This is a genomic window from Streptococcus thoraltensis DSM 12221, from assembly GCF_000380145.1.
Taxonomy (GTDB): domain Bacteria; phylum Bacillota; class Bacilli; order Lactobacillales; family Streptococcaceae; genus Streptococcus; species Streptococcus thoraltensis.
Genome location: NZ_KB904595.1, coordinates 1 through 11,644, shown reverse-complemented (window position 1 = coordinate 11,644; position 11,644 = coordinate 1). Strand labels below are relative to the sequence as shown.

10 protein-coding genes and 1 pseudogene are annotated in these 11,644 nt (G+C 39.6%); 9 read left to right on the top strand and 2 right to left on the bottom strand.

Annotation, left to right across the window (positions count from 1 at the left end):
• The first annotated feature begins 19 nt into the window (after positions 1-19).
• A complete protein-coding gene (gene rsmA, locus A3IA_RS0104630; RefSeq protein WP_018380177.1) occupies positions 20-892 on the top strand; it encodes a 16S rRNA (adenine(1518)-N(6)/adenine(1519)-N(6))-dimethyltransferase RsmA in 873 nt (290 codons plus the stop codon).
• A 52-nt stretch (positions 893-944) separates the two neighbouring features.
• Here rsmA and A3IA_RS0104625 read toward each other — a convergent pair whose 3' ends face one another.
• Entirely contained in the window at positions 945-1,439 is a 495-nt protein-coding gene (locus A3IA_RS0104625) for a VIT1/CCC1 transporter family protein (RefSeq protein WP_018380176.1), read from the bottom strand.
• A gap of 246 nt (positions 1,440-1,685) precedes the next feature.
• Here A3IA_RS0104625 and A3IA_RS0104620 point away from each other — a divergent pair, with 246 nt between their 5' ends.
• The 8 genes from A3IA_RS0104620 to A3IA_RS0104580 all read left to right on the top strand — a co-directional run bounded on the left by A3IA_RS0104620 (position 1,686) and on the right by A3IA_RS0104580 (position 11,298).
• Positions 1,686-2,525 (top strand): amino acid ABC transporter substrate-binding protein, encoded by an 840-nt coding sequence (locus A3IA_RS0104620; protein ID WP_018380175.1) that lies wholly within the window; start codon positions 1,686-1,688, stop codon positions 2,523-2,525.
• A 528-nt stretch (positions 2,526-3,053) separates the two neighbouring features.
• Positions 3,054-3,926 (top strand): ribosome small subunit-dependent GTPase A, encoded by an 873-nt coding sequence (gene rsgA / locus A3IA_RS0104610; protein ID WP_018380174.1) that lies wholly within the window; start codon positions 3,054-3,056, stop codon positions 3,924-3,926.
• A 6-nt stretch (positions 3,927-3,932) separates the two neighbouring features.
• Positions 3,933-4,595 (top strand): ribulose-phosphate 3-epimerase, encoded by a 663-nt coding sequence (gene rpe / locus A3IA_RS0104605; protein WP_018380173.1) that lies wholly within the window; start codon positions 3,933-3,935, stop codon positions 4,593-4,595.
• Positions 4,588-5,214 (top strand): thiamine diphosphokinase, encoded by a 627-nt coding sequence (locus tag A3IA_RS0104600; protein ID WP_018380172.1) that lies wholly within the window; start codon positions 4,588-4,590, stop codon positions 5,212-5,214. The genes rpe and A3IA_RS0104600 overlap by 8 nt, the downstream gene beginning before the upstream one ends.
• A gap of 14 nt (positions 5,215-5,228) precedes the next feature.
• A complete protein-coding gene (locus tag A3IA_RS0104595; RefSeq protein ID WP_018380171.1) occupies positions 5,229-6,503 on the top strand; it encodes a DNA recombination protein RmuC in 1,275 nt (424 codons plus the stop codon).
• Entirely contained in the window at positions 6,493-7,431 is a 939-nt protein-coding gene (locus tag A3IA_RS0104590) for a 3'-5' exoribonuclease YhaM family protein (protein ID WP_018380170.1), read from the top strand. The genes A3IA_RS0104595 and A3IA_RS0104590 overlap by 11 nt, the downstream gene beginning before the upstream one ends.
• Positions 7,432-7,625: 194 nt before the next feature.
• Positions 7,626-8,438, top strand: coding sequence for a pur operon repressor (gene purR, locus A3IA_RS0104585; protein ID WP_018380169.1), 813 nt, complete (start codon positions 7,626-7,628; stop codon positions 8,436-8,438).
• 145 nt (positions 8,439-8,583) lie between these two features.
• Positions 8,584-11,298: an SEC10/PgrA surface exclusion domain-containing protein gene (locus A3IA_RS0104580; RefSeq protein ID WP_018380168.1), complete on the top strand. Its 2,715-nt coding sequence runs from the start codon at positions 8,584-8,586 to the stop codon at positions 11,296-11,298.
• Between the two features lie 162 nt (positions 11,299-11,460).
• Here A3IA_RS0104580 and A3IA_RS0104575 read toward each other — a convergent pair.
• A pseudogene (locus A3IA_RS0104575) lies at positions 11,461-11,644 on the bottom strand (IS5/IS1182 family transposase); the annotation flags it as partial.

Here is an 11,644-nt window from a genome sequence, read left to right as displayed (position 1 = left end):
TTAATTAGAAAGAACACACATGAGAATCGCAGATTACTCCGTGACGAAGAGCGTGCTTGAGCGTCACGGTTTTACTTTTAAAAAATCCTTTGGTCAGAACTTTCTGACCGACACTAACATCTTGCAGAAGATTGTTGATACGGCGGAGATTGACAAGACCGTCAACGTTATCGAAATTGGGCCTGGGATTGGCGCATTGACCGAGTTTTTGGCTGAGAATGCTGCTGAAGTTATGGCCTTTGAAATTGATGAGCGTTTGGTTCCGATTTTAGCAGACACGCTTCGTGACTTTGATAATGTTCGAGTTATCAATAAAGATGTCCTCAAAGCAGACCTGCAGACGGAGATTCAGAAGTTTAAAAATCCAGAACTTCCAATCAAAGTGGTGGCAAATCTCCCCTATTACATTACCACACCTATTCTCATGCATTTAATTGAAAGCAAAATTCCCTTCACAGAGTTTGTGGTCATGATGCAAAAGGAAGTGGCAGACCGCATTTCAGCTGCACCAAACACCAAAGCCTACGGCTCTCTTTCTATTGCTGTTCAATATTATATGACGGCAAAGGTAGCCTTCATCGTGCCTCGCACCGTCTTTGTCCCTGCACCCAACGTGGATTCCGCCATTCTCAAGATGGTTCGTAGGGAAAATCCTTTAGTGTCAGTTCAGGATGAGGATTTCTTGTTTGATGTTTCAAAAGCTAGTTTTGTCCATCGACGCAAGACCCTTTGGAACAACTTAACCAACAGATTTGGTAAAACAGAAGATGTTAAGCGTAAATTGGAAGCAGCTTTAGAAAAAGCGGAGCTGAAACCAAATGTTCGTGGAGAAGCTCTCTCCATCCAAGACTTTGGCCGTCTAGCGGATGCTCTCAAAGACTTAGGATTATAAAAAAAGAAAAGTGTTTCAGAAAGAGGCTGAAACACTTTTGGTTTACTGGTTGCTAAATAAAACTACCTAAGATTTGACCGATGAGAAAGGCTACTGTCGCTGCAACGATACCAACGATTAGTGTGCGGATAATTTCTGTTTTTTTGTTTTGCTTGGTAATCATCGCTTTAATCCAACCAAGAGCTACTAGTGCTAATGACACGAGCAGGCTAGCTAAAATCAAGGTGACGCGGTCAGAAAAAGTAGACAAATTAATCAGTAAAAGGTAACTAAGAAGAGGAATTAAACCGAAGAAATTGAAAGAAAGGAAAGTCATGAGGGCGTTATTGAGCGCTTTTGATGAGTCCGTGTCTTTTTCAGTTGTGGAACTAAGATAGTCTCCTGCTGCCATGGAAAAACCGTCGGCTAAAAGGTTGGAAAATCCTAGAATGATAATAGCTGCTGTTCCTAAATTTCCTCCAATGGCACCCGCGACAACAGCAAATGTCGTGATAATGCCATCAAGTCCGCCATAAGTGATGGACTTTGCATAATGATTAATAGCCATGCGCTAATTCTCCCCTTTATTTTTCTTATTTTCTGATATTATTATCTCATTTATTGCACTAAAAAGATAGGATAAGTGGATAGATTTCTAGCTTATTCGAATCTTGATAAAATCGTTTATGGCTCGATTGAAAGATTGTGATAGTCTTTGCCTATCGTAATGATAATGAATTGGTATAACTGTTTAGAAGGGGGTCTGCACGATTTAGTGGTATAATAACCTTAAATCGTTTTAAGGAGTTGTAACATGACATTGAAAAAAGTTTTAGCGATCACAAGTCTTGCATTGGCATCAGGTTTGGTATTGGCAGCTTGTTCTTCTGATTCTTCTGCAGAAAAAGACAAATCTGGAAAAGAAGAAGTTGTTTTTGCAACAGTAGGAACGACTGCTCCGTTTTCTTATGAAAAAGACGGCAAGTTAACTGGTTATGACGTTGAAGTTGCCCGTGAAATCTTTAAAGATTCTGATGACTATAAAGTAAGTTTCAAAAAAACTGCTTGGACCTCAATCTTTACTGGTCTTGATGCTGGTAAGTATCAAATGAGTGGTAACAACCTTTCTTACACTGAAGAACGCGCTGATAAGTACCTTTATTCCTACCCAACAGGGTCTACTCCTTCAGTTTTAGCGGTCACAAATGACAGTGATATTAAAAAGTTTGATGATATTGCCGGTCATTCGACACAAGTTGTTCAAGGGAATACGACGGTCACACAGCTTCAAGAGTTTAATAAGGAACATTCTGATAAACCAGTTGACTTACAATTTACAGACGAAAATATCACTCAAATCTTACGTAATTTGAATGATGGGAAGACTGATTTTAAAATTTTCGATGCGCCTACTGTCAATGAAATTGTGAAGACACAGGGATTGGACAATATTAAAACAATTGACCTCAAATCAGAAGACCAACCTTACATCTACTTTATCTTTGCAGATGGAAAAGATGATTTGCAAAAATTTGTAAACAAACGCATCAAAGAACTTCAAGCAGATGGTACCTTGGCTAAGCTAGCTGAAAAACACCTTGGTAACAAGGATTACATCCCTACTAAGGATGCATTGAAAGTACCAACAAACTAAACTTTTAATCATAGAACATCAAGATAGACTTTGAAAAAAGTTTATCTTTTTTTGTTTTTTTCTCTATTTTTTTCGAATAAATAGTTGAAGAAAAAAATTTAAGGAATGATTATGCATCTACTTTTATGTTTGATTTCGGTTTCATCCACCCTTTCTTGCTTCGTTTTAATGACGGAAACCTGCCGAAAAGGTGGTTGGGTACGTCGGTTTAAATTTATTTATCTATGGGCCCTGCTCTTACTTCCTCTAGCACATTTGTTGGCGATGGACTACCTATGCCAGATGTTGCGCTTTTTAAGTATTCTTGGCGCTTTTATTATTCTTTGTCAAATTCCTTATGAGAAGATTACTAAAATGAAACAAGCATGCCTCCTTTGTCTTTATTGCGGTTTGTTTACACAAATTCTGACTCTGTTAGGGGGTCAAATCTCCAGTCTTTTATCTTAGAAAGTTGAAAAGGGCATTAGCTGCTGAAGAATGTTGATAATTCTGATATAATAAGCATATCTTGATTACTAAGGAGTTCATTTGCAAGGAAGAATTATCAAAGCCTTGGCAGGATTTTACTATGTAGAATGTAAAGGCCAAGTCTATCAAACCAGAGCCAGAGGCAATTTTAGAAAAAAAGGTAAGACACCCTATGTTGGAGATTTTGTGGATTTCTCAGCAGAGGACAATTCTGAAGGCTACATTCTGAAGATTTACGAACGCAAAAACAGCCTTGTCCGACCACCAATTGTTAATATTGACCAAGCGGTGGTTATTATGTCGGCTAAAGAGCCAGATTTCAATGCCAATCTGCTCGATCGTTTTTTAGTTCTTTTAGAGCATAGGGCTATTCAGCCAATTGTTTATATTTCCAAAATGGATTTATTGGACGATTCATCAGAAATGGAAGCTATCGCTGAACAATACCGCGCCATTGGTTACGATTTTGTGACTTCACAAGAGGCTCTCTTGCCCTCGTTACAGGACAAAGTCACGGTCTTTATGGGTCAAACAGGTGTTGGAAAATCAACCTTGCTCAACAACATTGCGCCTGAATTGGCTTTGGAAACTGGTGAAATTTCAGATAGTCTAGGACGGGGTCGTCACACAACACGTGCAGTCAGTTTTTACGATGTTCATGGTGGGAAAATTGCTGATACGCCGGGATTTTCATCTTTGGATTATGAGGTAAAAACCATTGAAGATCTTAGTGAGTCCTTCCCAGAAATTCGTAAAGCCAGCCATTTTTGCAAGTTCCGCTCTTGTAGCCATACCCATGAGCCATCATGTGGCGTCAAAGAGGCACTCGAAGAGGGGCATATCTGGCAATCTCGTTATGATAATTATCTGCAATTCCTTAGTGAAATCGAAAATCGTCGTGAAACATACATCAAAGTCATCAAAAGAAAGTAGGCCATCATGTCAAATTATAAAATCGCCCCATCTATTTTAGCCGCTGATTATGCCAATTTTGCTTCTGAACTCAAACGCATCGAAGAAACCAGTGCTGAGTATGTTCATATTGACATCATGGATGGTCAGTTTGTGCCAAATATCAGTTTTGGTGCTGACGTTGTCGCAAGCATGCGCAAACACAGTAAACTTGTTTTTGACGTTCATCTCATGGTGGTCAATCCTGAACGCTTTGTTGACGCCTATGCGCAGGCGGGTGCGGACATCATGACCATTCACGCAGAGAGCACACAGCACATTCATGGAGCCCTTCAAAAAATCAAAGCTGCTGGTATGAAAGCTGGTGTGGTGATTAATCCAGGGACGCCAGTTGAAACCCTTGTTCCTGTCCTAGGTTTGGTTGACCAAGTTCTTATCATGACGGTTAATCCTGGATTTGGTGGACAAGCCTTTATTCCAGAATGTTTGGAAAAAGTTAATACGGTTGCCCAGTTACGTGAGCAAAAGGGCTTGAACTTTGACATTGAAGTAGATGGTGGTGTTGACAATGAGACTATCAAGGCTTGTGCCGATGCTGGTGCCAATGTTTTTGTGGCTGGTTCATACCTCTTCAAAGCTCAAGATTTGACTTCTCAAGTTGAAACGCTTCGCGTGGCTTTGAATGACTAAAGTAGCTCTGTTAGCAGGTGGTGATTATAGTCCGCCGATGGGAGATTTTGACTTCTATATCGGTATCGATCGTGGCGCTTTGAGGCTTTTGGAAAATGGCTTCGCATTGGATTGGGCTGTGGGAGATTTTGATTCTATCTCTGAAGAAGAGATGGCAAAAATAATGTCATCTGGTGCTCGTATCCACCAATCGCCCTCTGAAAAAGATGATACAGATACGGAATTGGCGTTGAAATTACTTTTTAAAACGTATCCGCTGGCGCAGGCAACGGTATTTGGTGCCTTTGGTGGTCGTGTTGACCATTTTCTCTCCAATGTTTTTCTGCCTAGCGATCCAGACCTTCAACCTTATATGCGCCAGCTTCATCTGGCAAATGAAACTAACTTCATTTCCTATTTTCCAGCAGGAGAGCATACTTTTGAAGCTCATCCAGAGATGGCTTATCTGGCTTTTATGACCGACGAGGAAGCGGAGTTAACCATCTTGGGTGCCAAGTATGAACTGACTGCGGCTAATTATTTTAAGAAAAAAATCTACTCCAGTAATGAAGCTATTGGAAAGCCAATTACCCTGAGCGTTTCTTCTGGCTATGTTGTGGTCGTAGAAAGTAAGGATTAAAGAAAGGAGTCGCGATGCCAGTTTTTTTGATAATACTTTTGATAGCTAGCCTCGGGTTAACTTTCTTTTTATATCGTAAGGTCGCTAGCTTAGAGACAATACTCAAAAGTCAGCTAGAAGACCATGCCGACAACCTCTCAGAACAGCTCTCCTATCAGAACGAACGTGCTGCCAGTGAAGTACGGATAGCGATTAACCAAGATTTGAACCGATTGCAAACGGCTTTCTACCAACAGTTGACAGAGATTCGCGATATGCTGCATCAGAACCTTTCGGACAGCCGTGATCGCTCAGATAAGCGTCTGGACATCATCACCAAACAATTAATGACGACTGTTAGAGAAATGCAAGATTCTAACGAGAAACGGCTAGAACAAATGCGTCTAACCGTTGAAGAGAAGTTGGAGAAGACCCTACAGACACGTTTACAGTCTTCTTTTGACAGTGTGTCTAAACAGCTTGAGTCCGTTAACCAAGGTCTTGGTGAGATGAAATCTGTCGCCCAAGATGTTGGGACACTGAATAAGGTGCTCTCTAATACTAAGACGCGTGGTATTCTAGGGGAGCTTCAGCTAGGACAGATCATTGAAGATATTTTGACCGAAAACCAGTATGAGCGAGAGTTTGCTACTGTTCCAAATTCATCAGAACGTGTTGAATATGCCATTAAGATGCCTGGAGCTAGTCAGGGAGATTATGTCTATCTTCCAATTGATTCCAAATTCCCTTTGGAGGATTATTATAGACTGGAAGATGCTTATGAAACAGGCGATAAGGCGGAGGTTGAGCGTTACCGTAAAGCGCTCCTATCTAGTATTAAACGCTTTGCTAAAGACATCAATCAAAAATATATTAAACCACCCGAAACCACAAACTTTGGAGTGCTCTTCTTACCAACTGAAGGCCTGTATTCAGAAGTGGTTCGTCAAGCCGCTTTCTTTGATAGCCTAAGGCGCGACGAAAACATTGTTGTAGCTGGGCCGTCGACCTTGTCTGCCCTTTTAAACTCTTTATCTGTTGGCTTTAGAACGCTTAATATTCAAAAGAATGCTGATGACATTAGTAAAGTTTTGGGTAACGTTAAGCTGGAATTTGATAAATTTGGCAACATGCTTGTCAAAGCGCGGAAGCAACTATCAACAGCCAGTAAGACTGTTGATAGTCTCCTAACGACGAGAACCAACTCTATCCAACGTGCTTTAGAAACGATTGAAACCTATCAGGATAGTGCCACCACCAATCTCTTGGACATTTCTCCTTTAGAAGACGAGGATTTTTATGAAAATTAATCAAATGAAAAAAGATGAGCTCTTTGAAGGATTTTATCTCATCAAAAAAGCAGAATTACGCAAAACCAGAGCCGGGAAAGACTTCCTTGCCATGACTTTCCAAGATGACACAGGGGAGATTGCTGGTAATCTTTGGGATGCACAGGCTCATAATGTTGAAACTTTCACTGCAGGCAAAGTTGTCCATATGGAAGGGCGTCGTGAGGTTTATAACAACACCCCTCAAGTCAATCAAATCACCCTTCGTCTCGCCAAAGATGGAGAGCCAAGTGATCCAGCTGATTTCAAGGAAAAACCGCCTGTAAACGTAGCTGATGTTAAAGACTACTTGGAGCAGATGGTCTTTAAGATTGAAAATGCGACTTGGCAGCGTATTGTTCGTGCCCTTTATCGTAAATACCACCAAGAATTCTTCATCTATCCAGCTGCTAAGACCAATCATCACGCTTTTGAATCAGGATTAGCTTATCACACAGCCACTATGGTTCGTTTGGCTGATGCTATTGGAGATATTTATCCCGAACTCAATAAGAGCCTTTTATTCGCTGGCATCATGCTTCATGACCTAGCTAAGGTTATCGAATTATCAGGACCAGATAATACCGAATATACTGTTCGAGGAAACTTGATTGGTCACATTGCGCTCATTGATGAAGAAATCACTAAAGTATTAACAGAATTGAATATTGATGATACTAAAGAGGAGGTGACGGTACTTCGTCATGTTGTTCTTAGCCACCACGGCCTCTTAGAGTACGGTAGCCCAGTTCGTCCAAGAATTATGGAAGCTGAAATTATCCATATGATTGATAATATTGATGCGGAGATGATGATGATGACGACTGCCTTAAGTCGAGTTGGCGAAGGTGAAATGACTTCACGCCTTTTTGCACTTGATAATCGTTCATTTTATAAGCCAAAACTTTAAATAATAAAGAAAAAAATAAAAAAGCGGACATTGTTTAAGTATAATGTTCGCTTTTTCTTAGGTTTATGCTATAATAGCTAAAAAATAAGTGATAAAATAGAGTAAATGTGGGTGAGCTTTAGTTTATTATCCACCATAGTTGAAAAGAATGTTCCAAAATTGCTGTTTGGTCACATCATTTAGAGGAGAAAAGCATGAAATTAAGACGTAGCGAACGTATGGTTGTGATTTCTAATTATCTTATTAACAACCCCTACCAATTAACGAATTTAAACACTTTTGCAAGCAAGTACGAAGCAGCTAAATCTTCTATTTCAGAGGATATTGCCATTATCAAAAAAGCCTTCGAAGAAAGTCATATTGGTGAAATTGAGACTGTTACCGGAGCTAGTGGAGGAGTGATTTTCACACCTAGTATTTCAAAAGAAGAAGCCCTAACCATCGTTGAAGATCTTTGTGGCAAACTTTCTGAAAGTGACCGTATTTTGCCTGGAGGCTATCTTTATTTAACTGATCTTTTAAGCACACCAACCATTTTGCAAAATGTTGGGCGTATTATTGCCAATGCTTTCAAAGGTGAAAAAATAGATGCTGTTATGACGGTTGCAACAAAGGGAGTTCCGTTAGCAAATGCAGTTGCCAATGTCCTTAATGTGCCATTTGTCATTGTTCGCCGTGATTTGAAAATTACAGAAGGATCAACTGTCTCTGTTAACTATGTTAGTGGTTCATCAGACCGTATCGAAAAGATGTTCTTATCAAAACGTAGCCTAAAACCTGGAAGCCGAGTTCTTATTGTAGATGACTTCTTAAAAGGTGGTGGAACAGTTACGGGTATGATGGGACTCTTAGCCGAATTCGACAGCGAATTAGTTGGCGTAGCTGTTTTTGCTGAAAATGCTCAAACAGAAAAAATGGATGTTTCTTACAAATCCTTATTAAAGGTTTCTGAGCTAGATGTTAAAAATAATCGGGTAATCGTAGAAACAGGAAACATTTTTCAATAAAACCTTGTGAATTATAGAATTAACACATGAATGTTACAGAAATGAAACATTCATGTGTTATTATTTGTAAGCTGATTGAATTCTACTATTTTGCAAAAATGGTGGGGTTCATTAGAAATGAAATAAGAATAACGAGTGGAAGTTTATGTTGAAGAAATTAAAATTAGTAAGGGAAAATTCAGGAAAGCTAGCTGCAACATCAACAATTGCCTTGCTTGGTTTTGGCTTAGCCAACCAGACAAATGCTCATGCTGATGAATTAACCGCAGTTTCTGCGCCGACTGAACCTAGTGCAACGACCTCAACAACTGTTGACATTGTTCCGACAACAGTTGCAGAAGCAAATGCGCTAGTTGTTAATGCACAGGCTGATGCAGATAGCACAAGTGAAGTGTTCTCAGAAAAAGCGAGTCAAGTTGCTTCTCAGTCTGAAGAAGTAGAAGTGTCAACATCTGAAGTTGCTACTCTTGAAGAACAGCTAGTTAGTGCGATGGCGGAACATTCTGAAGCCATTGCCATTAAGTCTGAAGGCTCATCTGAACATATTTCAGAGTTAGCATCTCAAGTTTCTTCTGTAACGGAAACGTATACTTCTGAATCAGCAGTAACTGTTGCTAACCAATCAGCAGTGGACTCTCAATCTGCAAGAGTTTCATCTGCTAGTGCAGCTGCGTCAGAAGCTAACCGTTCAGCTTCGGAAGCGGCAGCGAAGGTTGATGAGCTAACTTCTTTAGTTGCTTCTCCAGAAAAAGTTTCTATTGATTTGATTAATGCTAAATCTGATGTGAGTCGCTTAGAACGTGAAGTATCTGTTGCTGAAAAAGCTGTAGCCTCTACTACAGCAACTGTGAAAGCAGAACTTGCTAAAAAATTGGCTGCGAAACAAGACGAGTTATCACAAAAGCAAACAGCCTTAAATAAACTTAAGTCAGATCAAACAACTGTTAAAGTTGCCTCAGTTACTGGTGCAAATAAAATTGTCCTTCCATCAACATATAAGACAGTTGTTTACCCGGCCTTAAGAACAATCGAAAATAGTGGATGGACCTTATCATCAGGGTACAATCAAGCAGTTTCACGATTAAAAAATCAAATTGAGTCTGGCGTTAAGTCTTCTGTTTACGGTGTATCATACAATGGCAGGGGCGTAAACTCATACAAGTCTATTGCTGCCGATAGAACCAGATATATTGACCCCAATAACCTCTCGACTGCTGTTCAAAACGAAATGGCTCAGTTTACGGGTGAACTGTTGAATGATGTTCGTTCTCAACTTGGTTTGACAACTTTGACCATTACTAAAACCGCACAAGAAATGGCTACAGCTATTGCAAGTGACTATCTTCGTTCTGGTTTTGGTCGTATGGGAAATGCACACAGTTCACGAATTATTGGACAAAAGGCGCAGAGTGTTGGACTTTCATATTCTGACAACCGTGGTTATGAAAGTTTAGGTTTCTTTGGAAATGCTAAAACTGTTGACCAGTTGAAAAACTACTTCTATAATTCAGTGGTTTATATGTTGTTTAACGATGTAACATCAAATTATGGACACACAATTAGCTTGCTACAAAATAGCAATAATGGACCATACTATCTTGGTGTATCGTCTACGTCAAATGCTCAACACATTTATGTTATTCCATCTGCCAATGTAAAATCAGCTCGTTTTAATACAACACCACTCGTTGCGACGAAAACTGTTGATAACAGTGCGAAAATTTCAGTTGTGAAAGCAGCGATGACAGCAATTCAATCGGAAATCAATAGTTTGAAAGCTCAAAAATCTTCTGTTGCTTCCTCTACATTGGTTGTTCGCGCGAAAGATAAATTGAAAACACTCAACCAACAATTGTCGGCATCACGTGATAATTATAAGAGTCTATCACTCTTGAAAACGTCATTGGCAGCTAACAAGAGTAAGTTGCTTTCACAACTCGAAGAAGCTAAACAAGTCAATGCCATTCGTCTTCAAGAAAAAGTTATCGCTCAAGATAACTTGACAAGAGAACTCAAGAAATATCAAACTTTACAAACAGCCGCTACTCAATCTAAAGCATCTGTTGCAAGTTTGAAAGAGAAAATTGCAAAATTATCTAAGAAATTACAAAAATTCAAAGACCCAGAACTTGTATCTCGTACAGAGGCTACTGTTAAGACACTCAATGATGAACTTCAGACTGCAAAAGCAGACCTAGAAGTAAATGTAAAAGCCTTAGAGCTGTTACAGAATGATTTGAAGTCAGCAGCAAAAGCTTATGGAACAGCTAAAGAAAATCTAGTAAGCTCTAAGCAACTTCTTGAAGCTTTGATTGGTGAAGAAAAAGTTGACGTACTTGCAACACCAATGGCAGGTGCTTCAGTTGCTGGTGCTGTAATTGAAGAAGCTATCGTTTCAGGAAATGTGCAAGCATTCAACATGCCAAATCAAGCTTCTTCAGTAACTTCTCTAGTATCAACCCAAGCATTCCAAAGCACTAGTTCAGTTGTGTCACAACCAGTTACAGAATTTGTAAAAACGACACCAAAAGTAGAGTTTACTAACATGGTTAGTGCTTCAGAAGTCACTCCAGTGAATTCTAAACAAGAAAGCAATTCTACAACAACGGTTGAAGTTGCACCCGTTCATGCATCACGAAATGCAAGTAAGAAAATGACAGAAACTGTTGTGAAGGCTGATACAAAAACTAATGCAACCTCAGATGATAAAGCTGTTACTAAGTCACAAACAACAAATGCTTCATCAGCACAAGCTAACTCAGCGGATTCTGATAAGCGACCAGTTGCAATGACAATGGTAGCAGGTGCTACTATGGTTGGTTTAGCTGCAATGGCGTTATCGAAGAAACGTCATAAATAAGAAATAAAGGGCTCTTTGTCAACTGTATCAGGTAGATGAAAAGCTAACACCTAGAGAGGACCAGATTGGGAGCCCACTGAAAAAGTCAAAGTTCTACAGTTTGACTGAAATGAAAAAAGAGGAATCTATCTCATAATTGGGGAGATTCCTCTTTGCTTTTCCTTATTTTTGATTTATTAGAGCCACAATCCTTTTCATATTAACCACAAATATGGTTGTGGCGGCTTGCAACTCCATGTTGAAAAGACCTGATGCCCTAGCCACATCAAGACCATGTCTGTGTTTAAGCTCCGCATTTTTAGCTTCTATCTTGTAGCGATGTTTAGACTTTTCTTTAAAATAGGAT

Coding starts and splice junctions, on each gene's coding strand:
- A3IA_RS0104580 (WP_018380168.1), top strand. CDS start 8,584: ATGTTGAAGAAATTAAAATTAGTAAGGGAAAATTCAGGAAAGCTAGCT.
- A3IA_RS0104590 (WP_018380170.1), top strand. CDS start 6,493: ATGAAAATTAATCAAATGAAAAAAGATGAGCTCTTTGAAGGATTTTAT.
- A3IA_RS0104595 (WP_018380171.1), top strand. CDS start 5,229: ATGCCAGTTTTTTTGATAATACTTTTGATAGCTAGCCTCGGGTTAACT.
- A3IA_RS0104600 (WP_018380172.1), top strand. CDS start 4,588: ATGACTAAAGTAGCTCTGTTAGCAGGTGGTGATTATAGTCCGCCGATG.
- rsmA (WP_018380177.1), top strand. CDS start 20: ATGAGAATCGCAGATTACTCCGTGACGAAGAGCGTGCTTGAGCGTCAC.
- rpe (WP_018380173.1), top strand. CDS start 3,933: ATGTCAAATTATAAAATCGCCCCATCTATTTTAGCCGCTGATTATGCC.
- A3IA_RS0104625 (WP_018380176.1), bottom strand. CDS start 1,439: ATGGCTATTAATCATTATGCAAAGTCCATCACTTATGGCGGACTTGAT.
- purR (WP_018380169.1), top strand. CDS start 7,626: ATGAAATTAAGACGTAGCGAACGTATGGTTGTGATTTCTAATTATCTT.
- A3IA_RS0104620 (WP_018380175.1), top strand. CDS start 1,686: ATGACATTGAAAAAAGTTTTAGCGATCACAAGTCTTGCATTGGCATCA.